General features: G+C 55.4%; 17 protein-coding genes. 4 read left to right on the plus strand and 13 right to left on the minus strand.

Annotation, left to right across the window (positions count from 1 at the left end; translation table 11 throughout):
* The first annotated feature begins 494 nt into the window (after window positions 1–494).
* Window positions 495–1,271 (plus strand): hypothetical protein, encoded by a 777-nt coding sequence (locus tag FYZ48_RS22195; RefSeq protein WP_149344469.1) that lies wholly within the window; start codon window positions 495–497, stop codon window positions 1,269–1,271.
* Window positions 1,272–1,450: 179 nt separating this feature from the next.
* Here the strand turns inward: FYZ48_RS22195 and FYZ48_RS22200 are convergent, their stop codons facing one another.
* The gene (locus tag FYZ48_RS22200) at window positions 1,451–2,020 is read right to left on the minus strand and encodes a tetratricopeptide repeat protein (protein ID WP_149344471.1); all 570 of its coding nucleotides are present in this window, start codon (window positions 2,018–2,020) and stop codon (window positions 1,451–1,453) included.
* Between the two features lie 557 nt (window positions 2,021–2,577).
* Between FYZ48_RS22200 and FYZ48_RS22205 the strand changes: the two genes are divergently transcribed.
* Both FYZ48_RS22205 and FYZ48_RS22210 read left to right on the plus strand, forming a co-directional pair.
* Complete coding sequence (locus tag FYZ48_RS22205; RefSeq protein WP_149344473.1) at window positions 2,578–3,600, plus strand: DUF1559 domain-containing protein; 1,023 nt, start codon at window positions 2,578–2,580, stop codon at window positions 3,598–3,600.
* A gap of 70 nt (window positions 3,601–3,670) precedes the next feature.
* Window positions 3,671–4,156 (plus strand): hypothetical protein, encoded by a 486-nt coding sequence (locus FYZ48_RS22210; RefSeq protein ID WP_149344475.1) that lies wholly within the window; start codon window positions 3,671–3,673, stop codon window positions 4,154–4,156.
* Between the two features lie 467 nt (window positions 4,157–4,623).
* Here the strand turns inward: FYZ48_RS22210 and FYZ48_RS22215 are convergent, their stop codons facing one another.
* The 7 genes from FYZ48_RS22215 to FYZ48_RS22245 all read right to left on the minus strand — a co-directional run bounded on the left by FYZ48_RS22215 (window position 4,624) and on the right by FYZ48_RS22245 (window position 18,060).
* Complete coding sequence (locus tag FYZ48_RS22215; RefSeq protein ID WP_149344477.1) at window positions 4,624–6,081, minus strand: DUF1501 domain-containing protein; 1,458 nt, start codon at window positions 6,079–6,081, stop codon at window positions 4,624–4,626.
* Window positions 6,082–6,083: 2 nt separating this feature from the next.
* Window positions 6,084–9,245 carry a PSD1 and planctomycete cytochrome C domain-containing protein gene (locus tag FYZ48_RS22220; protein ID WP_149344479.1) on the minus strand — a complete coding sequence of 1,054 codons (3,162 nt, stop codon included), beginning with the start codon at window positions 9,243–9,245 and terminating at the stop codon, window positions 6,084–6,086.
* Between the two features lie 301 nt (window positions 9,246–9,546).
* A complete protein-coding gene (locus FYZ48_RS22225; protein WP_145042033.1) occupies window positions 9,547–11,040 on the minus strand; it encodes an aldehyde dehydrogenase family protein in 1,494 nt (497 codons plus the stop codon).
* Window positions 11,041–11,275: 235 nt separating this feature from the next.
* A complete protein-coding gene (locus FYZ48_RS22230) occupies window positions 11,276–12,112 on the minus strand; it encodes a hypothetical protein (protein ID WP_149344481.1) in 837 nt (278 codons plus the stop codon).
* 142 nt (window positions 12,113–12,254) lie between these two features.
* Window positions 12,255–15,740 (minus strand): PVC-type heme-binding CxxCH protein, encoded by a 3,486-nt coding sequence (locus tag FYZ48_RS22235; protein ID WP_149344483.1) that lies wholly within the window; start codon window positions 15,738–15,740, stop codon window positions 12,255–12,257.
* Between the two features lie 65 nt (window positions 15,741–15,805).
* The gene (locus tag FYZ48_RS22240) at window positions 15,806–16,714 is read right to left on the minus strand and encodes an SGNH/GDSL hydrolase family protein (protein ID WP_149344485.1); all 909 of its coding nucleotides are present in this window, start codon (window positions 16,712–16,714) and stop codon (window positions 15,806–15,808) included.
* A gap of 173 nt (window positions 16,715–16,887) precedes the next feature.
* Entirely contained in the window at window positions 16,888–18,060 is a 1,173-nt protein-coding gene (locus FYZ48_RS22245) for a serine/threonine-protein kinase (RefSeq protein WP_149344487.1), read from the minus strand.
* Between the two features lie 352 nt (window positions 18,061–18,412).
* Between FYZ48_RS22245 and FYZ48_RS22250 the strand changes: the two genes are divergently transcribed.
* Entirely contained in the window at window positions 18,413–18,823 is a 411-nt protein-coding gene (locus FYZ48_RS22250; protein WP_149344489.1) for a hypothetical protein, read from the plus strand.
* Window positions 18,824–18,839: 16 nt separating this feature from the next.
* Here FYZ48_RS22250 and FYZ48_RS22255 read toward each other — a convergent pair whose 3' ends face one another.
* The 5 genes from FYZ48_RS22255 to FYZ48_RS22275 form a co-directional block, all read right to left on the minus strand.
* Window positions 18,840–20,837 carry an ATP-dependent DNA helicase gene (locus FYZ48_RS22255; RefSeq protein ID WP_145441484.1) on the minus strand — a complete coding sequence of 666 codons (1,998 nt, stop codon included), beginning with the start codon at window positions 20,835–20,837 and terminating at the stop codon, window positions 18,840–18,842.
* A gap of 60 nt (window positions 20,838–20,897) precedes the next feature.
* Window positions 20,898–22,619, minus strand: coding sequence for a SpoIIE family protein phosphatase (locus tag FYZ48_RS22260; RefSeq protein ID WP_145187775.1), 1,722 nt, complete (start codon window positions 22,617–22,619; stop codon window positions 20,898–20,900).
* 195 nt (window positions 22,620–22,814) lie between these two features.
* The gene (locus FYZ48_RS22265) at window positions 22,815–24,518 is read right to left on the minus strand and encodes a serine/threonine protein kinase (protein ID WP_149344491.1); all 1,704 of its coding nucleotides are present in this window, start codon (window positions 24,516–24,518) and stop codon (window positions 22,815–22,817) included.
* Between the two features lie 161 nt (window positions 24,519–24,679).
* Entirely contained in the window at window positions 24,680–25,795 is a 1,116-nt protein-coding gene (locus tag FYZ48_RS22270; protein ID WP_149344493.1) for a pyridoxal phosphate-dependent aminotransferase, read from the minus strand.
* Window positions 25,796–25,895: 100 nt separating this feature from the next.
* Window positions 25,896–26,480: an NUDIX hydrolase gene (locus FYZ48_RS22275; RefSeq protein ID WP_242022740.1), complete on the minus strand. Its 585-nt coding sequence runs from the start codon at window positions 26,478–26,480 to the stop codon at window positions 25,896–25,898.
* Window positions 26,481–26,814 lie beyond the last annotated feature (334 nt).

Consider the following 26,814-nt stretch of genomic DNA (forward strand, 5'->3'; position numbering starts at 1 on the left):
TACAGAAATCAGGAAAACAGCATAAAAAACCGCTCTGGTGGGAACGAACTTAAGAGCGGAGTTACTAGCCGCCGGTAACCAGAGTTGACACTGACCAGATTACCGCCACAAGACGCCATTCAACAAAGAATGATGCGGCACCCGAATAATATTCGGCCCAAGCGCAGCTAGCAGGAAACGGCCAGAAAAACATCGCCAATGGTTCCTCTTAATCCCCACCTCCACGCATCGATGTAGCACTGTTGGCAAGTCAGAAGACAGCAACAAACAGAAATCATACAAGCCGGCTCCATCCAGAAAAGATGATCATTCAGAACCAGTAACCATCTCGGCTCCTGTTCCTCCTTTTTCGTGTCTTTCGTGCATTTCGTGGTAAAAACAGATTCATATCATTCGAGGTTTACAGATCCAACCAGAAATGTTTTGCATCTCTCCCCGAAAGATTCCAAAATGAAAGCATCTCCCACTTCACGCCGTTTCAGAAGGACTCGCTCATGCAACGTCTCCCTCTCGCAGGCCTGGCTGTTTCGTTCAGTCTACTCACGCTGCTATCGCCAGCGCACGCCACCAATGACAACTTTCTGCCCGGCGACTCCTTCTTTCCCTCCAAAGTCCTTTACGAAAATCTGCAACGACAGGAACAGGAAGCCGAGCCTGTCTATTACTACAACTACATCTGCGAACTCGCCTTTTGTGGCTACGCCGGCTATTCGCAGCTCAAGCTGGACAAACAGAATGAGCAACTGGCGACAAATATCCGTAAAGCCTATTTACACATTCGTAAAAGCCAGCCGATCAGACTCAGGCCCAAAAAGAACGCAAAGCTACCGCAGAAAAATCAGGGGAACCCGAATCTGGACAACTTCTATGAGACCAATGGCCTGAGCATCTTCTTTTACAATGAAGACTACGACTGGCAGCGGTTGAAGATCGGCCTCAAGTACAATGAAAACTGGCGTGAGGAAATGAAAAAGTTCATCAACGCCGGTAAGTATTGTGCCTTCGTGAAAAAGGGGGATGCGCTCAAGAGATCAACCACCATGGCGAAGCAGGTCCCCCCGCTGAACGTCAAGATCCCCGAGGCGGACATTGAAGCCGGTAAAAAAGTCGATCTCCCGCTCACCCCCACAGCACCCCTCAAAGCCCTGATCCTCTACGACGATAACTACCAGGACTACTATGACATGAAAAACGGCAAACGCCTGCTGGTAGTCACCAACCAGGGCATCACCCGCTTTGTGATCTATCGAGGAAAATGGAAGCAATACTGATCCATCGAAAGAGATCAGGACGAACAGCCTGAAACCGGGCCCAGCGAGCAGGAAACTGACAGTTCAGGCTATCGAATAATAAAGCCCGGGTCCCACTACAATTCAGCATCGCGCAAGAATGCCCTTTTTCGTGTCTTTCGTGCCTTTCGTGGTAGCTTAAATTTCGAGCCCTTCGCGGTCTACAACACAATGCCGTCATACCGCAGCACGTATTCCTTATCAAATATATCCGGCTCCAGCTTCATACCACGCTGACGATCCTGCTCAGCTTTCTCTTCCTCACCCTCGAAGTGGTACGCCAGCCAGCGATGGAAATAGCCTTCCCAGTTCTTCGGCGCCAGTTCGATCGCCCGCGAGTAATCGTCGATGGCCAGTGCGACCTTTTCATCACTCCAGCGGATCAGACCTCGATGCACATAGATCGTCGCCAGACGCTCTGTATCGTAGTCGGGCTGTTTCTCCGCCACCTCGATCGCAATCGTCAGGTCTTCTTCTGCAGACGCGTACCGGCCGACCCCCATATAGAGCAGTGCGCGGGCAAACCGGGCATCCGCATCGCGGGGGTTATCATCAATCGCCACATTAAATCGGGCCTGCTGCGACTCAAAATCGTAAACGCCATCCTGGGGTGTAAAGTCCGTCAATGGCCGATAGAGCTCAGGCTTGGGCATCGGAACGGGGATGCACGCTGAAAGACAACACATCAGCATTAGCCCACCAGACAGCAGGCGGAAAGACAGATTCAGCATCACATCACAATCCTTGTTCGACCGCAGCCGCAAGAATATTTCCACCTAATCCTTTTCAGGACAACATGTTACAGCAGAAATATTTCCAGCCGGCAACCAGCAGCAGTAACCCCCTCCGCGCGTAATGTAAACCAGAACCCTGTGTTACCGCAAGATGATTCATTTCCCGCAGGATTCGCGCAAATGTAGGGGCGGCCCCATGTGGCCGCCCGCCTGGCGAAGCACAATCCGCTCTCTCCCGTCAGCCGGGTCCAGCAAACACGCACAATTCACCAGTCCCTCTTTTTTCGTGCTTTTCGTGACTTTCGTGGTAGCCCCTTCCCTCCTCCTTTGTGGTCAAGGCTCGCTCACCAGACCTCCACATTAACAACCGGTTAATGATCGATGAATAAACGCTGCTCAGGTCACAATGATATTGAACGTCAAATCCAGCCTCGATAGCGTATCTCTCTGAAGGTGATTCCCCGCAATCCTGATGATTGCTTCAGCAGATACATCCGACCTCAGGTCGGCGTTATTTATCTTTCATATCCCTTCTGTCAAACAAGGAACACGCGATGCGAAACCGTAGCTTCTGCCGTTGTTTTCCCTTAGTGCAGCAGCGTGCTGCATTCACGCTCATTGAACTGCTGGTCGTCATTGCCATCATCGCCATCCTGATTGCCCTGCTCCTCCCCGCAGTCCAGCAGGCACGCGAAGCGGCCCGACGATCGACCTGTAAGAACAACCTCAAGCAACTCGCACTGGCGTTACATAATTATCACTCAACCCACAATCTGTTTCCTCCCGGCAGTGTGAACGGTGCCGGCGATAATCCCAATGGGGCCCACGGTTCCGGAGCAGTCGCCATCGGTGCCTCCTGGGCCCTGTTGATTCTGCCAGACATGGAACAGTCGGCGATGTTCGATGACGTGATGACAATTGCCAACGAACGCAACGAAGTTCAGGACTGGCTGGGGAACGGAACCTATACCTCCCAGGGCATGTATGTCGGCAGCAAACAGGTTAACTTCATGCTCTGCCCTTCGCACCCGAAAAACACCGAACAGTTTGCGAATGGAACAGGTCTGGAAAATCTGGCCCGGGGTAATTACTGCGCCAATTACGGTAAAGCGGGTTACGGACGTGTTCATACCAACGACGGTAAAGTCGGCGGTGTCTTCGGCAACAACTCCAGTCTCGCCATGCGGGATATCATTGACGGCACATCCAATACTCTAGCCCTCAGCGAACTGAAGTTTCGTCTGCAGAGTTCAACGGGACCGTCCAGTCAGGACACCCGCGGTACCTGGCCTTACGGCGTCATGGGAGCGAATATTTTCAGTACTCAGACCAGTCCTAACAGTTCTGCTCCCGATGGAATCTGGGGATGTCGCAGCTACCCCGAAGAGGGCATGCCCTGCGTCCAGATCGGTTCCCCTTATACCGAAATGTACTCCGCGGCCCGCAGCTACCATACCGGGGGCGTTCAGGGAGCGATGGCCGATGGTTCGGTACGATTCTTCTCCGACAACATCGACCTCCTGCTCTGGCAGGCCCTCAGCACACGCGGCGGGCGCGAAGTCATCGAAGACCTGTAACCTCACTCTCAGCGTTTCGATAATCTGATGTGTTGGTTCGCAGTTCCACCGTTCTCATGAAAGGCTCAGCATGATCTCTTTACCGTCGCTCAGAAGCGCCGTCTGCCTCTCCCTCTGTCTGGTCACCTCACTCGCGGGATGTGGAAACGGCGACAGAGTGAAGGTCTATCCCACTAAAGGGGTCGTGCTCTTCGAAGGCAAGCCGATGGCCGGAGGCGGAGCCATTACCTTTGTCCCCCTCACGGCCCTGGAAGGCAAAGCCGCAGGGGGCGTCATCAAAGAAGATGGCAGCTTTGTCATGTCGACTTATGAAGAGGGAGATGGATCCATCGCCGGCGAGTTTCGGGTCATGATCCACCAGTCCACAATGCAGGAACCGGAAACCACTCCCGATGCAGACGGCAAAGCAGCTCCCCGTTCCGAACCGACCCAAACCGTCGCCAAGGACGCCCAGATCCCCCGCGTCTACTCAGATCCGAACCAGTCACCCCTGACCGTCAAAGTAGACCCGAACGGATCAAACGAAGCACTCAGCCTCGAACTCAAACGAATGTAACCCATCTGAAGTGACGAATTCAAAAGGTACTCTACATTCGACGTAGGGGCGGCCCTATGTGGCCGCCCGCCTGGCAAAGCATAACTCGCTCTCTCCCGTCAGCTGGGTCCAGCTAAAACGCACAATCCAACAGTCCCTCTTTTTTCGTGTCTTTCGTGCTTTTCGTGGTAGCTTAATCGAAAACCGTCGAGGTCTTTACAGAAACAAAAGAATGGTATTCGAAAGAACCTGCACAGTTTTCCCCAGACAGTTTCCTGTTGTCTCCGACAACCCCGGATTACATCCGGGGCCACCCTTGGTTGCTTAACATTAAAAGTAGGGGCGGCCCTATGTGGCTGCCCGCCTGGCGAAGCATAATTCGCTCTTTCCCGTCAGCTGGGTCCAGCAAACACGCACAATTCAACAATCCCTCTTTTCGTGAATTTCGTGCTTTTCGTGGTAGCAAAACCATTCGCGTATTTCGAGGTTCAACTCAGCAGGTCATGTTTCACATGCGCCTCTTCCACACCGGTCAGCCGCGCATCCAGGCCGCGATACTTAAACGTAAGTCGGCGATGGTCGATCCCCATGCAATGCAGGATTGTCGCGTTCATATCCCGAATGTGTACCGGGTTCTCGACGACGTTGTAGCAGAAGTCATCGGTCTTCCCGTATTCGAAACCACGCTTAATCCCGCCGCCCGCCATCCAGATCGAGAAGCAGCGTCCATGATGGTCGCGACCGGCACTTGGGCTGCCGATGGCACCCTGGCTGTAAACGGTCCGCCCGAATTCGCCTCCCCAGATCACCAGCGTCTCATCCAGCAGGCCCCGCTGTTTGAGATCCTTGATCAACGCCGCGGAGGGCTGGTCCACGTCCAGGCACTGGTTCGGCAACTGGCTCTTCAGCGACACGTGCTGATCCCAGCCGCGGTGGAACAGTTGCACAAACCGTACCCCCCGCTCGGTCATCCGGCGGGCCAGCAGACAGTTCGCTGCAAAGCTCCCCGGCTTCCGCGATTCGGGTCCGTACATTTCAAACGTTTTCTGCGTCTCACTCGAGAGGTCCATCAGATCGGGAACCGAGGTCTGCATCCGATACGCCATTTCGTAAGAATTGATCCGCGCCTGAATTTCCGGATCGCCGATCTCTTCCGCCTGCCCCCGATTCAATGTCGCCAGGTCGTCCAGCAGCTTCCGCCGCTGTTTACGGTCGATGCCCGCCGGATTGGAGAGGTACAGCACCGGACTCGATCCGGGCCGCAGTTTCACGCCCTGGTGACTGGGTGGCAGATATCCCGAACCCCACAGCCGGTCAAACAGCGGCTGCCCCGGATTCTTCCCCGTGCCCTGTGACAGCATCACCATGTAGGCGGGCAGGTTTTCGTTTTCACTTCCCAGTCCGTAACTCAACCAGGCGCCCATGCTCGCATGGCCGATCTGCTGTGATCCCGTATTGATATAGGTGATCGCCGGATCGTGATTGATGGCCTCGGTATTCACCGATTTGACAATCGTAATATCATCGGCAATCGTCTGCGTGTGCGGCAGCTGTTCGCTGATCCACGTCTGATGCTCTCCACACTGTTTCATCTCCCAGAACGGGGCGACGACGGGAAACGACTTCTGCCGGGCCGTCATGCCGGTCACGCGCTGTGTCCCCTTCACGGAATCGGGCAGATCCGAACCGTGCAGCTTCCGCAGTACGGGCTTATAGTCGAACAGGTCCACATGCGAAGGACCACCCGACTGAAACAGGTAGATAATCCGCTTCGCCCGGGGCGCGACCTGTTGGACCGCAGCCGGAATCGCCTCTGCGGAGGCACTCTGGTTGAACAGTTCCGGATAGAGCAGGCTCGCTAATGCCGCTCCACCAATGCCGCGGGCCGAGCGTCCCAGCAGTGTCCGTCGTGTCAGATTACGTTCGTATTCAAATACCGGGTCCATGCTTACCCTCGCGTCATAAATTCATAAGTGTTGAACAGCATACTTCCCACGGTCGTCCATGCCGCGACTTCCGCCGGGTTCAGACTCGCATCGCTCGTCGATTCCCCCTGCGACAACAGCGATCGCGCCGCTTCAGGTGCCACCTGGTAGTTTTTCAGCTCGCGCTGATAAGCAGCCAGCGTGGTCTCTAACTCCCACTCCGCCGGCGGTCGTCCCAGGGCTTCGCGGAATGCAAACGTGATTCGTTCCTCAGGTGAAGCCCCCCCTTCCAGCATGATGCGCTCCGCGAACTTGCGAGACGCTTCCACAAACTGCACATCATTCAACAGCACCAGGGACTGCAGCGGCGTGTTCGTGCGAGCCCGACTCACCAGGCAGACTTCGCGGTTGGGGGCATCGAAGGTCTGCATGTTCGGCGGTGGTACCGTTCGCTTCCAGTAGGTATACATGCTCCGGCGATACAGTTTTTCGCCGTGATCCTGTACGAAGACCTGCGCAGTCGCCGGCGAACTGCCGTAATGGCTCACTTCCCGCCACAACCCTTCCGGCTGATACGGGTTCACACTCGCCCCGCCCACACGTTCGACCAGCAGTCCGGAGACCTTGAGCGTCGCATCCCGAATGGCTTCCGCCTGCAGCCGGAACCGGGCACCACGGGCCAGCAGTCGGTTCTGTGGATCCTCTTTCCAGAGCTCCGGCGTTCCCGCAGAAGACTGACGATAGGTCGCCGACATCAGAATCTGCTTCATGATGTGTTTGACATCCCAGCCCGATTCATAAAACTCCACTGCCAGCCAGTCCAGCAGCCGCGGATGTGTCGGCGGATCCCCCTGCGAACCAAAGTCAGCAGACGTTGAAACAATTCCCTGACCAAACAGCATCTCCCAGAACCGGTTCACCGCCACACGGGTCACCAGCGGATTCTCACGCGAGGTCAGCCACTGGGCCAGCGCCAGGCGGTCCTCCGATTCCTGTTGAGCCGCCCCCGGCAGGAAGCCAGGCACACCCATCGACACTTTTTCGGTCGGTTGATCGTACTGCCCCCGGTTCAGAATAAAGGTTTCCCGTGGCTTTTTGGCCGTGTTCATGACCATCGTCTCAAACGAATCGGTCAGCATCTTGCGGCGTTCCTTGAGATTCTCCCGCTGATAACGCAGATTCTCGAGTTCGGGAGCGATCCCACTATAGTAAGCTTTCAGAGCCGCCGTCTGTTTCGCATTGCGGTCCGTCGCATCTGTCGCCAGGATCTGCTGAATCGCTTCGGGAATGATGGTCCCGTCATCGGTCCCGGTCATCCCGAAGACCTGATAATCACCGGCCATCAACGCCTCGCGTCCGCCAAACTGACCGCCGCCCCAGACCAGCATCACCGTAATATACTTCGAATCCTTCGTATCGTAAGGCTGATCGAAGGTCACTGTCAGATGTTGCTGCTGCTGGTTTTCCGGTGCGGGTGACCAGCCGTTGTGATCCCGCGGATCGAGACAGTCAGCCGCCGGGTAATCGGGGTGAGATCGGCTCGCGGTGATCTTCGCGACATTCAACATCGCATACAGGTCGAGCTGATCGGAGGGAATCGCGGTTCCCGATGCAGCGAAGCTGGTCAGAATGAAGCCCCCCGGGAACGACTCTTTCTTACCGTGACCGATGCCCCCTTCGGGCAGTTTCTCGTTCGGGTAAAACACAATCCGCAAGCCGTCCAGTTTGTCGACGTCCGCGCCGACTTTCAGCGAAATCGAAGGTGACCGACCACTGGCTGCCAGCGCCAGCACATGCCCTTCATCACTGACCTCGAAGGCACTCCGCGTATTGGGATCAGACACTTTGACCACACTCAGCTCGTGCAGCTTCAGGCCTTTTCCCCGCTGTGCGAGTTCCTGTTTCGTCTGGGCAACCCAGGCAGCCAGCTGTGTTTCATCCGGATGCGCGAGTGCCTGTTCGACCTGTGCCTGTTCCTGATCCAGCGACTTCAGTTCTTCCGCAGCGAAGGACAGTTGGGTCTTCACCGCCAGCTTGGGACCGGCGTTGATCCCACTGTTCCCGTCCAGCCCGCGATCGTCCAGGCGATTGAAATAGGCGTAGAACTGGTAAAAGTCCTTCATCGTAATCGGGTCGTATTTATGATTATGACACTGGGCACATCCCATCGTGAGTCCCAGGAAGACTTCCGACGTCGTCTTCACCCGGTCGACGGTATAGTTGACCAGGTTCTCTTCGGGAATCGTCCCCCCTTCGTGCGTAATCATGTGATTGCGGTTGAAGCCCGTCGCCACTTGCTGCCAGGGCGTCGCATTGGGTAACAGGTCACCGGCGATCTGTTCGGTAATGAATTCGTTGTACGGTTTATTCTTGTGAAACGCATCGATCACCCAGTCCCGCCAGAGCCACATATGCCGGCCCCCATCGATCGAGTAACCGTTCGTGTCCGCATAGCGGGCCAGATCGAGCCACTTCAGCGTCATCCGCTCTGCATACTCAGGCGTCTCCAGCAGACGATCAATCAGTTTCTCGTAAGCTTGAGGATCTTTGGAATTCACAAACCCGTCGACTTCCTCTGCCGTGGGTGGCAGCCCCAGCAGATCCAGGTAGAGCCGACGCACCAGCGTCCGGCGGTCCGCTTCCGGGGAGGGTTTGAGCCCTTCCTTTTCCAGTCGCGACAGGACGAAGTAATCGATCGCATTCCGCGGCCAGTCGGCCTGTTTGACTTTCGGCAGCTTCGCCCGTTCCGGTTTGACGTACGCCCAGTGCTCCTGCCAGGCAGCTCCCGACTGCACCCAGCGTTTGATCAACTCGATCTCTTCCGGTTTGAGTGACTTGCCCGAATCCGCAGGCGGCATCTTGATATCATCGTCTGTTGAGATAATCCGCTCGATCAGGGCACTCTCTTGCAGCTTGCCCGGCACAATTGCAGAGGCAAACGCCCCCGCTTTGGTATCCAGTCGCAGATCGGCCTCGCGATGCTTTTCATCGGGACCGTGACAGAAGAAACAGTTGTTGGACAGAATCGGACGGATATCGCGATTGAAGTCGATGCCCGCTTCGGCCGCAACAGTTTCAGCCGTCGTCGTCGGTTTCGACTTCGGATCTGCCTCGGCAAACAGTGTCAGACAGGTAACGCCAACCGCCAGTACGAGCAGCGCGCTTCGCAGCAAAAGGGAACGCATACTTCATGCCCCGTAGATGATCATCTTACAGCGATGCTGGTGCGTCTCTCAGAAGCCGAACCATGCCATCATGGTCCGGGAGAACAGGTGGGTCCCAGCGAGTGCATCGCTAATACTGATCTTAGAGGCGCCGGATAAGGCCTGTCAAGCAATGTTCGCGTGAACGCCAACTAATTAGCGGGCCTGCAGTTAAATCCGCTTTTTCAGATGAAAAACAGTCAAGCTGCGCAATAAAAAACGCCCCACAGATCTGATCAGGAGAATCGACCTGCAGGGCGTTTCAGTTCAGTTATACATCACCTTACAGTGGACGAACCACCGACAGGCTTCGCCAGTAATCAAACAGCGTTTCCACGGAGAGCACGCCGCCCCCCATGCCGCTCTTGTTGATCCCGGCATAAGGCACGCCATGTGCGAAGACATTATGAGCGTTAATCCAGCTGTTGCCGGCACACATCGCTTCCGCCACACGTGACGCCCTAGACAGATCCGAGGTCCAGACGCTGTTCGCCAGACCGTAGTCGGTCGAGTTGGTCATCTGAATCGCCTGCTCTTCAGTCTTAAACGGAGCCAGGTAAGCCACAGGCCCGAAGATCTCTTCGCGGGCCGCCACGTTATCCAGCGAACCGGCCATCAACGCGGGCTTCACATAGTAACCTTCGTAACCGGGCACCTCAGCAGCGCCCCCTTCGAGCACGCATTCGGCCCCTTCGGCCTGCCCCTTCTCCAGGTAAGACAGCACCCGCTGATGCTGCTTCGCATTGACCACCGGTCCCATCTGGCTGTCTTCATTCAGCTGATAACCGACCTGCACCTTCTTCAGACGATCGACACATTCACTCACAAAGTGATCGTAAATGTTTTCGTCAATCAACCAGCGGGTCGCATCGCAGCAGACCTGACCGGTGTGGAAGGTGATCGCATTCACCAGCTTCTGAGCCGTATCGGGAACATCGACGTCACTGAAGACCACCGCAGCCCCTTTGCCGCCCAGCTCCAGTTTGACGGGCACCAGGTTCGCACCGCAGGACTCCGCCACCAGGCGACCGACTTCGGGCGATCCGGTAAACGACATCCGCTTCAGTTTGGGATTCCCCGACAGCGCCGCTCCCGCAACCGCTCCGTAACCGGGCACAACGTTGATCACGCCATCCGGAATACCAGCTTCTTTCGCCAGGCGAGCCAGGTAGATAGCGGACATCGGCGTATCTTCCGCCGGTTTGATGACCACCGTATTTCCCGCTGCCAGTGCCGGAGCAATCCCCCAGCCGATCAGCAGGAAGGGGAAGTTCCACGGGAAGATAAATCCGCAGGCCCCGTAAGGCTGACGCACGGTCCAGGCTTCGTGCTGAGGAACGGCCAGAACCGATCGTCGCTGCACGTGCTGGGCCAGATCGGCGAAGTACCGCATCGTATCGACGAAGTTCTGCACGTCCCCCTGGGCCTGGGCTTCAATCTTACCGGCGTCCAGCGCTTCAAGCTGGGCAATCATCGGTTTGTGTTTTTCGACGGCGTCCGCCAGACGATGCAGCAGAGCACTGCGTTCGTTTTGAGGCATTTCGGCCCAGCCGGTCTTGCGGAAAGCGGCATCAGCCACATCCACGGCCATGTCGATGTCGCCTGGCTGAAAGCTGAAGACTTCTGCCAGCTGTTTGCCCGATCCCGGATCCGACGTCACGAACGTCTCGCCACCCGCAGATTCGACCTCTTTCCCCCCGACGACTCCCTTCAGTGTCCCCTCTTCCAGAAAGGCTTTGACTTCGGGATACAGTTCACTGGCTGTTGTGGTTGACATCGCGCGCTCCTGTTCAATGTGATGAAGAATCGATTGCGTCGGCCCCCGGCCTTCCCTGTCTTAATAGACTGAAACCGGCGCCGTTCTCTTGCGTTAATAAATCCCCGACGGCCTCCTGCTGCCTCGGTTCATCATAACCGCAATCACACTGAAATGAAAATGTAAAACGCACTCGCGTTTTACAGTTCACGCGAGGGCGCTTAACCGGCTTCTGGATCAGGAAGGTTGTCAGACATCAATCTTTAATCCGCAATTTGTCGCGTTCATAAAACTGGTCGAAACTGTTGATGCCACTATGGATATTCAGGTGGACTTTCACCTTGCCGTCGTCGGCCACTTCCACCACTTTACCAGATTGCCAGTTGACATTCATATGCAGCGCCTGTATGTCATCCCCGGGAGACAGACTCGTCCAACTGGTGACTGCAGAATAACCGGGGGCACTGGCCCCGGCCTGCAGGGACTTTTTCCGCATCTCTGACTGGGCTTCCATCAAGGCAAACCGGGCATCCTGGAATACCTCAGCCATAATCGGACGCAGGCTCGGATTTTTCATGATCCGCTCCGTCTCCTGTTTGATACGAGCATCGAGATCCTTATTCAATGACATGAACCGATCTCTCAATTCCCTGTCTTCTTCCGGGGTGACTTTCTGGCTTTTATCCTTTCTAAGGTCATTAGCTTCCTGCATAGTTTCGGCTATCTGCACAGTCAGGTCCTTCATGCTTTCTCCGGCTGATCGGGCACTGGCTTCGTCTCTGATCGAGGCCAGCAGATCAGCCTGCTCCTCTTTGATCGCGATCACACGATTCAGCAGCCGCTCCTGGGCACTCGGTAGCCCCAATGACTTACCGATCCCCTTCCAGTCCATCATGAAGATCCCGATCAGTAGCACGATCCCCGCCGCGGCGAACAGTCCGATCCTCAGCAGCATAATCTGATTCTTCTTCGAAGATTTTTTCTTTTTTCCACTCGACCCCGAACGCTTCTTGCGCCGGCGGGGCATCTGGGGATCTGATTCGGAGGTGCTCTGGGGACGGCGACGACGACGGCGAGGGGGCTGGGTACTCACGGCAGGTAACCTGACATCAGGAGGAACTATGAACTGAAAGTGACATGTTAGCGCACCCTCAGTATATACGCCCGTTACCTCTCGTCAATCATTGAAATGATCCACGTTGATTCAATTCACACTTTAATCACACAACCAGAACTCACTTCCCGCCCACAATCTGCACCTGTGCCGGAGAGTCTTTTGCGTCCTCGACCTCCAGTCGCAGCACATCCCGTTCTGGCAGCAGTTCGACCGCAAACGTCAGAGTGTTGATGCCCTTCTGGAGTTCGACTTCGGTTTCCGGCTGGAGGGCAACCGGCTTTTCACCGATCCACAGCTTCAATCCATCGACCGAGTTCAATTTCAGAACCGCTTTGCCGGCCGTTGTGGCATCCAGTTCACAGCGGAGAAACGCGGCGCCGCGGGCCCGCTTCGAAACGTGCAATCTACCGATCTCTTCCAGTTGGTCGAGGGGCAGATTCCCATCCACGCGGCTGTAAGCCGGCTCCCAGACAAACGCCGGGTTGTCGGTCGCCGCGGTCGCATGTCGCGTTCTGCGGATCGCGTTCATCGCTTCGGGAGTATTCTTCATCACCCGCCAGCGACGTACCACGCGATCTTTGCCAATCGTATACGCGTCCGTTTTACCCAGTTCCGACAGGAAGCGAACCAGGTCCACCAGTTCCTGACGCGTCAGCTTGTCCAGAAGCCCTACGGGCATCAATGACGCCGCCGGCGTTTCATCGTCGATCTGATCCAGGGGAACATTCATCAGGTTGTCGTTGGCATCCCGCAGGACCAGCTGGCTGTCAGTCCGTCGCACCAGGACGCCCGAGTGGACCTTCCCCTGCACGGTGACGACCGTCACGGCATTGTAGTTCTCTTTGACCGCTTTATTCGGATCGAGTAGTGAATCGACAATGTAATCCGGCTGAGAGCTTCCTCCCAGGCTGATGATATCGGGACCGACCTTACCGCCGGCACCACCAATCGCGTGACATTTCAGACAAGACAGGTTCTCGCGGCGGAAAATCGCTTCCCCGCGTTGTGGATTTCCACTGGTCCGTACTTCCTTGATGAGTTGTGCCATCTCTTCCGGTGAGAGCTTAACCGGCTGCGGTGCGCCACTGCTGGACAGCCCCCCTGCAGTGGCAATCGCTTTCTCCAGGTTCGGGTTCCCCCGACCGGACGACTGCACCAGGCGGCTCAGTTGAATCGCAGCATCCTTGGAGATCGTTTTTCCTTTCAGAGCATTCACCAGAACACCCACGCCCCCCTTCCGCTGCAGGAAGATATTTGCCACAGCCGACAGCTGCGCGGGAGCAGCATCGCCGTTCATCAGGCTCACTGCCTGCGCTGCAGCCTGTTTGACATTCACTTCCGCCAGCGCCGCGATGGCAGCAATCCGCAGATCCACTGAGGGATCTTTCTGGCTCAGATTAAGTAACAGCGTCTGGTTTTCCTTGCCGCCCAGGCGTGCCAGTGCGAACAGACTCGTGTTGCGCAGCCCAGCCTGTGTTTTTCCTGATTCAGCCAGTTCGCGAATCGGGGTCTGCAATGATTCGATCTTCCACAAACCGGCACAATCGATGGCGGCCTGCTGCACAGCGGTATCTTTTGAACCGAACAACAGCTGCAGTTCTCCGAGATTCCCTGCAGGGCGGACTTTCCGGGTCTGGAATGCCTGGGCCAGTGCCCGCAGGATCGCGGCCTGCTGAGCCGGTTTCGTTTTCGCATCCAGGGCGTGGGCAAACAGCTGTTGCAGGTCCTTGTCATTCCCGAACTTCGCCATCAGATTCAGACTGCTCTGCAGCTGACTGTCCGGCATCTGTCCCTGTTTAATCAGCTTTGTGATCACGGGAGTCACTTCGGGAGAATTGATCGCTGTCAGGGCAAAGGTCAGCTTCCGCGGATCTTTCTGCAGACCGGATTTTCCTTCCAGCACCTGCGGCAGCCAGATCTCACGAGTCTCGCGGGTGGTCAGCCAGAGTGCATAATCCAGAAACTCATCCACAGGATGATCGAGTGCCTGGTACGCATCGTTGAGCACACCGGGCTGATCGTAGGCAGAGAGTGCCCGTACCGCTTCCAGCCTGACCCGGGGATGCTTGTCATTCGCCAGGGGTGCGATCAAAGCGTAGGTGTCAGGCACTTCGTCTTTCCATTCCTTCGCCATACGAACTGCGGCTGCCCGGGCACGCCCGTCTTTCGCCTGCAGACAGGCCTTGAGCAACTCAGGCTGCGGGCTGCTGATGCACTCGGCAACCCAGAGACCTTCCAGACGATTGTGTTCATACTGAGGGTCCTGCGGATCGAGCTTGCTCAGCCAGGTTTTCAGTTCCCCTTCGACTTTCGCACGGCCCCGTTCCCGCAGCACATTCTTGGCATTCTGACGGGTCCACTCTTCCGGTGCTTTGAGATACTCGAGCAGTTCCTCAGTCGAGGCGCCTACCAGGTTCGGACGGGGCAGCGTCGGCTTGCCTTTGTAAGTCACGCGCCAGATACGACCATGCGTATGATCGCGACGCGGATCGCGGAAGTCGACTTCACCATGTTGAATGATCGGGTTGTACCAGTCGGCAATGTAGATCGCACCGTCGGGTCCCATCTTGACGTCAATCGGACGGAACGCGACGTGATCAGTTTTAATCAGCTCGACCTGTTCGCGCGAAACATAGCCCGATTCACTTTCCGTCACCACAAACCGGCAGACGCGATGCCCGCGGAAGTCGTTAGTGATCATATTTCCCTGCCAGTCCTCGGGGAGGTGGCGTCCACTCAGAATTTCCAGGCCACAATGTTTGGGACTGCCGGGATTGAGACCTTTCAGAATTCGATCCATGCCGACCGCCGTCACAAACGCAGCGCCGGGAAACGTGTAGTTGATCCCTTCACCATAAGCACCGTCGGTACAGAACGACTGTCCCCAGCGATCAAAGTGATGTCCCCAGCTGTTGACCATCCCCCGTATGACCACTTCCAGGTCCATCGACTCCGGGCGGTACTTCCAGATGCCGCCACCATTGAGGCGACGCACACCGTAAGGCGTTTCAATGTGACTGTGAATATAAATTGACTGATTGAAATACAGGTGTCCGCCCGGCCCATAGCGGAGGGTGTGCAGAATGTGGTGTGTGTCTTCGGTACCGAAACCGGTCAGCTCGGTTTTGCGGACATCCGCCTTGTCGTCTCCGTCTGTGTCTTTCAGGTGCAGCAGTTCGGTGCTGTTGCCGACATAAGCACCGCCGTCGCCCGGCATCACGGCCGTGGGGATCAGCAGGCCGTCAGCGAACACGGTCGTCTTATCTGCAACGCCGTCTCCATCTTTATCTTCAACGACCAGAATCTTGTCGTTGGCCTTTTCACCCGGTTTGATATGCGGATAGATTTCCGATGAAGCAATCCAGAGCCGTCCCTGCGGATCAAAGTTCATCTGAATCGGTTTGGCGATCTGCGGATCGGCGGCATACAGGTTCACTTCAAACCCTTCCGCGACTTTGAACGACTTGCGCTCCAGTTCCGGATCGGGGGGCGGAATATCGGTCAGATCCCGTTGCGCCCAGGCGAGGGAACCGGTCAACAGGGTCAGCAGACAGGCAAAACAGACGACAATGCGAGGCAGAAATAGTGCGGCTGATTTTATCACAGAATCGATCCTTTAGAGATCAGATGAATCAAATAAGAAAAACAGAAGACAGAGAGTTCAAGCAGCTACTGGGAGACCAGACTGTGTATCTCCGCTTCGTTCTTCTCAATCAGAGGAATGAACTGCGGCAGTTCTTTGGCATTCTGCCCCTGCTCATGTTTGCGGAACCCCAGCAGATAAGTAATATTCTGCGGGCGCCAGTTGTAGAAATACTGGCGGTTCTTCTCAAAGGTTAAATCACGCACCTGCTGATCGACGTCACGCGTGAGTGTGACAGGCTGTAATCCCAGGTCGGCCGCGATAATCTCGGCTGCCTTCTGGTAACCCGCATCTGTCAGGTGGATACTGTTCGTCGTCCACTTCAGTCCCGAATCACCGGCTGGTTCAGGGATCAACTGATTGTACAGATCGACAAAATAATAATTGCCTTTGTGAGCGATCTGCTGCAAAGACTCAGCATAAGCCTTGAGATCCCGATTGTGTTCGGCCGGATCGGGCAGAGGTGCTCCCTGGTTTTCGTAACGATGGGGAGAGACGATGAGAATCTTCGCTTCAGTGGACTTCAGATCGGTCAGCAGTTTATGCAGCTGATTCTCGAAAGCGGGCAGCCCCTTTTCACCGGCGAATGCTTCATTGCCGCCATAGCCCAGCACGATCAATGTTGGTTTGAGTTCTTCAATCTGCTTGATCATCCGCTGGTAACCGACAGCCGGGGGATCAAAGATACCGCGTGAATCGGCCCAGACAGTGTCACCACTCCAGCCCAGGTTCCGGAAAGAGAGTTTCGCTTCCGGAAAGCTGCGTAAAAACACGCTTTCCCAGCGACCGAATTTCTGGGACCGCTCGATCATGGTATTACCCAGGAAGATCACGCGATCACCTGATTTCAGTTTCAATGGGGGCGGGGCTGCAGCAGCCACTTGTGTTATCAGGCAGATACAGAGGAGCAGGCAGGGAATGAGTCGCTGTTTCACGGAGTACCTCGATCGATGCTAAGGGGTCAATATATTTATTACGTTAAAATAGCAGCATCCGCGGGGTACGGCAAATCAGGAATCTCGGATTTTAAACGGGATTCTGCAATCTCAGAGCAGCTGAGAGAGGGATCTTTTATTAGCTTTGTAAATTATCAGCAGCAACTCTGTATTCAGGATTTAAGTGAAAAATCCGGATCATCGTCACCATCCCAGGCGCGAGTGGTGAACACAGTCGTACCGGGATCGCCGGCAGGTTGGGTCGACTCGAAATAGTCGGTTTCAACTTCTTCGATCCAGAGCCGCAGTTCGTTTTCATAATCACTCGGCAGATCACTTTTCACCAGCAGTCGATGAAATTCCGCGGCACCATCTTCTCCCAACTCAGCTGCTTCCGCACTGGGAAACCGTTCCGCAGGATCGGGATGCACGAGACGGTGAATGAGCTTCATCAGTGGTTCACTCAACGCGAACTCCTCCGCCGGAAACCATTGGGGCAACTGCTGCAGAATATTCTGTTTCGCTTTGACCAGCTGAGCGTACTTGAGATTCGCAAACGGCTGAAAACCGGTGATGACTTCAATCAGAATGTAACCCAGGCTGGCCAGATCGGATTGGGCGGTCGCCCGATTCCCGGAGAGTACTTCAGGAGCCGCATACGTAGGCGTACAGGCATGATTCTCCGGGAGATTATTTAAATCGATGGCGGATCCGATATCGATGATCTTGGCGTTCCCGCTCCGTTTGAGCATGATGTTCGCCGGTTTCATATCGCAGTGAATAATTTCATTGCGATGCAGGGCAGCGAGTGCAGCCAGACACTCGCGGAGAATAGCCACCGCGACACCCGGCTTGAGCCGCGGCTGCTGCACACCACGCGTAAAGACATTGTTATTCAATGTCCTCCAGCGACGACGGGTGACCTGTTCCCGAATCTGTTTGAACGTGGCAGGAGTGAGCAGGCTCCGCAAGTCGTAGCCATCGACCCACTCCATCTCCATGATATAAATTTCGTTCCGCTTCACGAAATTCTGCACGGCAACCAGGTGATTTTCCTGAACGCGTGCCACGCGTGCGGCGACCTGTGACAAACGAGCCATTTCGCTCTGATAGGCAGTACAGTCGGCATACCGTTTGGGCGAAAAGAGCTTGAGAGCCACTGGAATGCTGAACCCGTCTGCACCTTCGCGTGCGCTCAGGTAAACGACACCCTGTCCGCCAACACCCAGGCAGCGTGAGAACTGGCGCTGGTTCTGCCACTCGAGACAATTATTGTCGAGTAACTGTCGATACTGTTTCTCCAGTTCAGAGATCGTTGCGGATTTTGCAGAATCTTGATCGGTCAATGGAAATCCAGATAGTCAGAGAAAGGAGGGCTTTCCCGTTTCCTCATGATGAGGGAAAACGTCCACAGTGAACTAAACCCTGATTGTAGTCGGTCACTGATTATTTGATATCGCCAAAAAATAGTTTTCTGACGAGGAATAAAAAAAATGTTGCTTTTTAGATTCGAACTGATAAACAATAGAGGTGCAGGGAACATTGAAATCATGTTGGTTTCGGTACTGTCGCCGCGCATGACGCATCAATTTCTGATTGAACTTTGTGACTGACAGGAAACCCACGACCGGGTTCAAACTGCTGCTGAAACCGGTTCTCGATTTCAACCGTTTTAAGAATTGTTCAAGGAGCAGGACAATGATTGCAACCATAAAAAATTCCTTAACCCCGCAATCGATTTCTCAAATCATTGAAGATGTCAGCACTCCCCTGGAGACCGGTGACGGATGCTGGAAAGTGGAGTACCACAAACGCATCCTGTTTTTAATCGTCGATGAGATCCACGACCGGGTCCGTATCATGACGCCGATCATCAAAGAAGAGGATCTGGACGAAGAGGACCTCTGGGACGTAATGGAAGCCAATTTCGACCGTTCCCTCGACGCGCGTTACGCCATCGGCGACGGTGTGCTCTGGTCCCTGTTCCTGCACCCCCTGACCGACCTGAGTCGCAATCTGTTTATGGATGGACTGGACCAGGTGGTCTCACTTGCCAATAACTTCGGCGGTTCCTTCTGCAGCAGCGATATCGTCTTCGGCTCAGAATAGCAGACCGCCACCGCGCTCAGTCATCCCGGTCGATAATCACGGTGCAATCCGGGAGGCTCTCCAGAAACTTCTGACCATAACGCTTGGTCCGCACCCGCGGGTCCAGAATTACGACCTGCCCCTGATCGTTGGCAGTCCGAATCAGACGACCGAATCCCTGCTTCAGCTTAATGATCGCCTCCGGAATCTGATAATCCATGAACGGATTCCCTCCCCGATTCCGAATCGCTTCGACCCGGGCTTCCAATAAAGGATGATCGGGCACACTGAAAGGCAGCTTGGTGATAATCACATTGGTCAACGCATCGCCGGGCACGTCGATCCCCTGCCAGAAACTGTCGGTCCCGAACAGCACGCCACGGGGATTATTTCGGAACCGCTCCAGCATCAGCGAGCGGGGCAATCCTTCCCCCTGCAGATACAAAGCCAGGTTGTGGTCCTGCAGCCAGCCTGAAATCTGGTCGGCACAATTCTTCATCATCTTGTAGCTGGTAAACAGCGCGAAGGCGTGGCCGTCGGTCTGTTCGAGATACTGTTTCAGCTTCTCGGTCACCGCACGCTCATACTCCGCCGGCGCTTCCCCGGGATCCGGCATCGGGTCGGGCAGAATCAGTCGCACCTGCTCCCGATAATCGAAGGGGCTTCCCAGCTTCAGTTCTTCGCATTGATTGAGTCCCAGCCGCGATCGCGTAAAACTGAAATCCTGATCGCCGACCGCCAGGGTGGCACTCGTCAGAATCACCGTCTGAGCCTGGTTGAACAGTTCATCCCGCAACACCGGTCCCACGTCGATGGGCGCATTGACCATCTTGATGCGCTGGTTGCGTCCGCGAGAGACTTCCACCCAGTAGACCGAATCGGCATCGGCCTGCTGCGTGAGCCAGCTCTGTAAGCCATCACCCAGTGCGGAACAGCGTTCGGCGGCCGACTGCAGTTCGATCTTTTCTTCTTCGCTGTTCAAACGGAATGCGTATTCTGAAATCTGGGCAGCCAGCAGTTTCATTTCGTGGGTGACCGTATTTTCGACCGGCGGCAACTGACGAATGCGACGGTTGGCCAGCCCCTGTCGGGACTGCCACTCCAGCAGATGATCGAACAGGTCCTCGACCATGAACCGCAACCGCATCACATGCTGCTGGCAGTCGACCAGGTTGTGATGCATCAACAGGCCCTTCTGGGTCCGGTCGTTATACAGCTTGCTGAACAGGTAATCGAACTGACTGTTGGTAATCGAAAGCCCCAGGTGGTCCCCCGCGACCGCCTCGATGGTGTGGGCTTCGTCCAGAATTACCGTATCGTAATCGGGGAGAATGCTGCTCCCCTCCCGGCGGATCGCCAGGTCTGAGAAAAAGAGGGCATGATTCACCACCAGTACATCCGCATTCCAGACGCGGCGGCGGGCACGGTAATAAAAGCATTCATTGTAAGTCGCACACCGTTTGCCCAGGCAGTTGCCGTGTTCGCTCTGAATCTCGTCCCAGATTTTGGGATGCGGACGAAAATCCAGGTCAGACCGGCTGCCATCGCTTGTCTTGCGGGACCATTGCGCGATCTGATCGAGTTGACTCAGTTCTTCTTCATTCGAGAACGTATTCCCGGCCCGCTCAACGGTCCCTTTCAGTCGACGCAGGCTGATGTAATTCGACCGCCCCTTAACCAGCACCGCAGAGAACTCTACCGGGAGCACGGCGTTCAGGAACGGGATATCGCGATTGATCAACTGTTCCTGCAGACTGATCGTATTGGTAGAGACAATCAGCCGTTTACGGTCTTTGCCCGTACGGGTCTCGTTCTGTCGGCAGGTCTCCAGGATCGCGGGCACGAGGTATGCAAAGCTTTTGCCCACCCCGGTTCCCGCTTCCACCAGCAGGTGATGCTTCTCTTCCATCGCCCGTACGACGGCTTCGGCCATCTCCAGTTGCTCGGGGCGTTCCTCGTAATGGTCGAGCCGCCGGGCAACTTTGCCGTCCTTGCCGAGAATGGATAATACATCAGTAGTCAAAGCGGACCTCATCCGGTGAGTGGTTGAACGTGAGAGCGGAACATCCTGTTGGTGCGTGGCTCTGTCTCTGTTTTATGATTTGCGGCGGAAGCAGACAACGCACATGTCGTCCTTCTGCATCGAATCCTTGCGGAACGACTCCACATCCGAGAGCAGTCCCTTGACGAGGGGCTCGACTTCTTCAGGCGCCGATTTGAGATACTTGACCAGTCGATCCCGGTGATAGAGACGGTTCTTCTGGTCCATGGCCTCGGTCACACCATCGGTATACAACAGGAGTGTATCCCCTTTTTCCAGCGTGATCGTTTCCACATGAAACGTTTGCGTCTTCATCACGCCCAGCGGCATGCCTGACTTTTCCTGAGCCACCTGCTTCACGGTTCCGTCGGACGTCCGTCGCAACAGCGGCGCCATATGACCGGCGTTGACAATTGAAACCGTATGCTTCTTCGGATCCAGTACCGCCAGAATGAATGTAATGAACCGCAGGCCCACACCACTGGAAGCGATTTCTGCATTCAGTTCGGCCAGTGCCTTGTCCGCTGCATTTCGGGATAGCACATGATAGCGGGCCGAGGCATACAGGCGGGCCATCAGAATGGCAGCCGGAACCCCCTTGCCGGCGACATCTCCCAGCGTCACCGCCAGTTTTCCGCCGGGCAGTTCGATGTAGTCGAAGTAATCGCCGCCGACACTCTGGGCTGATTCATAAAAATCAAAGAACTCGTATTCTTTGTACTTCGGTCGATTGTGTGGCAGTAACCCCAGCTGGATCTGGTGGGCGAACTCCAGGTCCCGTTCGATGTCCCGCTGCCGGACCAGGTCTTCGTGCAGCTTTGCATTGTCAACTGCAAGGCTTGCCTGCTGGGCAATCGCCACCATGACGTCCAGATCGTCCTTGTTGAACTGCTGACCGATATCGCGGGTCGCGATCTGAATCACGCCGAGCACATCCCCGGCCTGCGACATCAAAGGCACACACATCATGGAACGGATGCGAAGCGACGTGATGCTCTCGCTCATTTTGAAGCGATCATCTTCGACCGCGTCGGCACTCAGGATGGCCGAACCGCTCATGATCGCCTGGCGGACGATCGTCGTGCTGATGCGAATCGAATCTTCGTCTTCGCGACGACGGGCCTTCGTTGCTTTGACAATCAGCTTTTTGCGTTCCGGACTCTGCAGCATGATAAAGCCCTGGTCCGCCTGGGCAAATATCTTGAACAAACCGTCCAGGATACGCGGCAGTACGTCGTCCAGTTTCAAAGCCCGGCTGAGAATCTGGCTGATCTCCAGTACCGCGTGCAGTTTGACTTCGGGTTTGACGCTGATCCGCAGCTGGCTGCTCGTATTCAGATCCAGCTGGCTGATGATCGAGGACCCGTCGAGAACACCTTCCGTCGTGCCATCATCAAGGGCCAGCTGCTGGTTTTCTTTCAGCGACCGATTGGTGACTTCGAGTGTCTGCTGGATAGCCGAATCGATAAAATCGGGAGACGGTTCATAATCGACGAGGAACTGCATCTGGATATCGCAGATGCTGATCGTATCGTTCTCGTGCAGTTCGGTCCGACCTTCGATGACCGTGCCGTTGAGCAGAGTGCCGTTGCGGCTGTGCAGGTCTTCCAGGTAGTAGAAACCGTGGCTTTCCAGAATCTGGGCGTGGTAGCGGCTGACGGCGACATTATCGAGGACGATCTCACAATTGGGATGTCGCCCCATTATCACCCGTTCTCCGCTCAGCTCGATGATCTGTTCGGGAACTTTCCCTTTAAGTATCTGTAAAATCGCCACAGCTGTGCCCGACTCTGCTGAAATAGAACTGGTATTCTGGATTGGTTTGAGCAGGAAATCCGAACCGGATTCACACTCGAACGTTGGTTGAGCTGCATTATAGAGTATCTGTCCAGAAATGACATCTCTACGGGAAACCGGATCGTCCGGTAATTAAAGATCCTTTCCGAAATGGGCGAGCGCAACGAGTCTGACTCAGGGATTGAGCAGTTCTTCACCTTCGTTATTCATCTGTTCGAACAGCTTCCGGTAATCATCATTCTGGGTAACGCCGGGAGCACTCTGGTTGCGGGTCAGGGTCAGATAAGCAATCTCAAACATTTCCCGGTCCAGATCATCCAGATGATCGCGAACGTGATTTTCCCAGGTGTTTTGTGAGTTGATGGGGTTCCCTTCCAGACTTTCCAGAGCCATAAGTCCGGCGTAGCCATTCGTCTGATAACGGGCCTGACCGGAAGCCATCAGTTCCTCAAAAATCGGCCGGGCTTCGGCATACCGCCCCCCCTTGAGCATTAACAGGCCCAGCCGAATCTGTGCCAGTGGCTTGTAGATTTCATTCTCCGGATAATACTCAATCACCGCTTTCCAGCCATCTTCGCTGTTGATGTTATCCTTCATCCGCATGGCCCGCAGATACTGCAGCATGGCGGAGGACTCTTTACCAATCGCCACCGCAGAACCACTGGCCTGGCCCTCAGCATTAACAACAGGCGCGTCCAGGGGATTCCCGGGGCGATTCACCCAGCCCACGGCGGCGGCAACGCCTCCCAGACAGAGTGAAGCCAGCACAAACGTGGCAATTTGTTTCTGTAACCCCTGATTTCCCTGAAACGGCAGTCGGGACCGCCAGTCGCGTGTTTCGCTGCCGGAGGACTGCTCCGGAATCTTGCGGATTTCCTGCATCAGCTCGGTGGCGTTGGCCGGACGTTTGTTCGGATCTTTCTCCATCATACGATGCACGAGATCGCAGAGCTCTTCCGGCAGGTCGGGCCGGCGTTTCTTCAGGGATGGAGCTGCTTCATTCAGATGCTTCACGGCAATCGAAAGGGCCGTTTCCCCGTGAAAGGGGGGCCGACCACAGATCAAATGGTAACAGGTCACGCCCAGCGAATAGATATCGCTCCGCTGGTCGAGTGCCTTGCCGTTGACCTGCTCCGGACTCATATACAGCGGCGTCCCCATCGTGGTGCCGACCTGGGTCAGATGGACCCGCTCGTCAGACTGGGCAATCTGGGCCAGTCCGAAATCGGCTACCTTGATCAGCTTGCGGGACGTGATCATGATGTTCTCGGGTTTGATATCCCGATGCACGATCCCCTTCTCCGCAGCGGCATGCAGGGCCGCGGTCACCTGTCGCATGATTTTGAGGATCAACGCACAATCGGGAGGGGCGTTACGGGCCAGGTATTCCTTGAGATTGATCCCCCGCACGTATTCCTGGGCGATATAATGCGTTCCCTCGAAATCGCCCGTCATATAAACCTGGACGATATTCGGGTGGGTGAGCCCCGCGGCCGCTTTCGCCTCGCGTTCGAAGCGCCTGATGTGGGTCTCATCACTCATCAGTTCGCTGTGCATCACCTTGATGGCTGCTTCGCGTTTGAGAGAGACCTGTTCAGCCAGATAGACAGTAGCCATTCCCCCCTGCCCGAGGCGGCGCAGGATTTTGAAATCACCCAGCTGCCTGCCGACAAGATTGACCGATTCAATCTGCTTTTTACCCGTTTGAGGCGTCGTCCCCGGTTGATAAACCGTGTCCTCACTCAGATCGGAGTCGTCAAGGTGCGCAAGCGGGGCGGATTCCCCTCCCTGCAGTTCAGCAGAGCGGGGAGAAGACTTTTCGCGTGCGGATCCGGCGGGAGCCCCAGGACCGTTTTTCTGCGGTTGATCGGAAGGCATAAGTCGTTGTCAGGCAGTATCGTAAGTCTATTCGGAAGGGAATGAGAGTCTCACACTCTCTCCATGATAGAGGTGATACCCTTTCAGGTATAGAGAAAGTTTTTATTTGTACAAAAAAACTTCCCCCGGCCCTGCCAACGACCTGCTTCCGGTCGGATTATTCAGCCCTTGCGGTCTGCCAGCCGATTCAGAATTTCCGCCCCGGCCTCCAGAACCGGATTTTCCTGGGCATAGGAGATCCGGAAATGCGTATCCTGATTACTGAACACATTGCCCGGTATGATCAGCAGGTTGTTCTTGATCGCTTCGGTGCAGAATTCGGTCCCCGTTCCCCATGGCGCTTTGACGAACATGTAGAACGCCCCCTGGGCACCGGCGATTTCGAACCGGTCCGAGAGCAGATCCCGCATCAGGTCCCGCTTTTCCTTATATTCTTCCACGCGTCCCGAAATGTCGTAGTCCAGCGCCGCCAGTCCAGCCCACTGCACCGGATGCGGGGCACAGACGAACGTGTACTGCTGCAGCTTGATCATCTGCTGCGTCACGGCTTTGGGACCATGCACGAAGCCCAGCCGATGGCCGGTCATCGAATGCGACTTACTCATTCCGTCGATTACGATCACCTTCTCGTTATAAGCAGCCGGGCTCACAAAAGGATCGTCATAACAGAAGGAACGGTAGATCTCGTCGCTGACCAGCGCGATGTTTTTTTCCGCCGCCAGTTCCGCCAGGGCCCGCACTTCCTCTTCCGAGGCCACGTGTCCGGTCGGATTGCTCGGGCTGTTGAACAGGATCAGCTTCGTCTTGTCGGTGATCGCGGCCCGGACTTTTTCCACGTCGATCTTGAAATCCGGGTAAGTCTCTACAAACACCGGTTTGCCCCCCACCACGCGGGTCAGATGCGTATACATCACGAAGTAAGGATCGAACACAATGACTTCATCGCCCGGGTTGACCAGGGCATTCAACACCAGCATCAATGCACCACTGGTGCCGCTGGAAATAAAGACCTGGCGATCCTCATGATGATACATCTCATCCACCCGCGACTGGATCTTTTCGATCAGCGGGGCGATCCCCTGTGTCTGGCTGTAAGCGTTTTTCCCATCCCGGACTGCCTGGCAGAGCGCGTCTTTGATCTCATCGGGAGTATCAAAGTGGGGCTGCCCGATGCTCAGGTTGATCGGATTTTTCATGTTCGCCGCCAGGTCAAACACCTTGCGAATTCCGGAGGCGTCAATCAGGTGCATCCGGTCGGCTATCCATTCTTCACTCATGGGAGTCTCATTCTATGATTAAAAAAGCAGATTCAAGAGGATCTGAAATGTTGGTCCGTCGCCATTATAGCTCATTTGTCTTGAGAATATAGCAAACGGCTCAGGAAGTCGTCGGCACATGTTTGGAGAGAAAATACAGGCCTGCATAAATCCGGGCATCGAGCAGACAGCCGCGTGCTTCGGCCGCTTTAAGCCAATCTTCAACTTCTGCAAACGGCACGGAATGGACGGTGATTTTCTCCGATTCATCGCCGCCCCCCTCCGCGACCTGCTCCAGATCGAGGGCCAGGAAAAAATGAACCGCTTCGTCCGTCAAACCGGCCGAAGAGACCGTTGATCCAAGTGAAATGATTCGCCCCGCTGCATAACCGGTCTCTTCTTCCAGTTCCCGGAGTGCCGCGGTTTCCAGCAGTTCGTCCTCCTGACCTGCGATGTCACCCGCCAGTCCCGCCGGGAATTCAATCACCGGGGAATTCACAGGGGGACGAAACTGTTCGATCAGAATCACCCGGTAATCCCGGGTCAACGGGAACAGGCAGACCACTCCTGACGCATTGGCACGTTGCACAAATTCCCAGCGTCCCCGCTTGATCAACCTCAAAAAACGGGTTTCGATCAAAGTCTGGTCGGTCTCACTCATACTGATTTGTTCTTTCTGCTCTCCAGCCTGAATCTCTGTGAACACGCGCGGGTTTCTTGAGGGGAACCCGAGCATTCTCATGGATAACGATTGATCTGTTTCCTCAAATTTCTGAGAATAAACAGACTCACGTTGATTCCAGTATACCAATCCCGAGGTACCTGTTTGATGCTCAACAGACGACAAAGGTTCGCTTCCCTGTCCCGGCCGTGTGTGCTCCCGATTGTAGGAGTCGCGCCCGCTTTTTTCCACAGTCCCGCAACCCGGGGCTGATCGGAACAGGAAGCCTGGTCCCACAGCGCATAGCTGACAGGGACTGGTGACCATTTCGTCTATTCTGACCATCAATCCACTTCCGCCAGCCAGGAACCTCAATCCG

The organism is Gimesia chilikensis (assembly GCF_008329715.1).
In the GTDB taxonomy this organism is placed as follows: domain Bacteria; phylum Planctomycetota; class Planctomycetia; order Planctomycetales; family Planctomycetaceae; genus Gimesia; species Gimesia chilikensis.

What these genes read in the sequence shown, in the direction of transcription:
- FYZ48_RS22195 (WP_149344469.1), top strand. Translation starts at nt 495, where the DNA reads ATGCAACGTCTCCCTCTCGCAGGCCTGGCTGTTTCGTTCAGTCTACTC.
- FYZ48_RS22200 (WP_149344471.1), bottom strand. Translation starts at nt 2,020, where the DNA reads ATGCTGAATCTGTCTTTCCGCCTGCTGTCTGGTGGGCTAATGCTGATG.
- FYZ48_RS22205 (WP_149344473.1), top strand. Translation starts at nt 2,578, where the DNA reads ATGCGAAACCGTAGCTTCTGCCGTTGTTTTCCCTTAGTGCAGCAGCGT.
- FYZ48_RS22210 (WP_149344475.1), top strand. Translation starts at nt 3,671, where the DNA reads ATGATCTCTTTACCGTCGCTCAGAAGCGCCGTCTGCCTCTCCCTCTGT.
- FYZ48_RS22215 (WP_149344477.1), bottom strand. Translation starts at nt 6,081, where the DNA reads ATGGACCCGGTATTTGAATACGAACGTAATCTGACACGACGGACACTG.
- FYZ48_RS22220 (WP_149344479.1), bottom strand. Translation starts at nt 9,245, where the DNA reads ATGCGTTCCCTTTTGCTGCGAAGCGCGCTGCTCGTACTGGCGGTTGGC.
- FYZ48_RS22225 (WP_145042033.1), bottom strand. Translation starts at nt 11,040, where the DNA reads ATGTCAACCACAACAGCCAGTGAACTGTATCCCGAAGTCAAAGCCTTT.
- FYZ48_RS22250 (WP_149344489.1), top strand. Translation starts at nt 18,413, where the DNA reads ATGATTGCAACCATAAAAAATTCCTTAACCCCGCAATCGATTTCTCAA.
- FYZ48_RS22255 (WP_145441484.1), bottom strand. Translation starts at nt 20,837, where the DNA reads ATGAGGTCCGCTTTGACTACTGATGTATTATCCATTCTCGGCAAGGAC.
- FYZ48_RS22265 (WP_149344491.1), bottom strand. Translation starts at nt 24,518, where the DNA reads ATGCCTTCCGATCAACCGCAGAAAAACGGTCCTGGGGCTCCCGCCGGA.
- FYZ48_RS22270 (WP_149344493.1), bottom strand. Translation starts at nt 25,795, where the DNA reads ATGAGTGAAGAATGGATAGCCGACCGGATGCACCTGATTGACGCCTCC.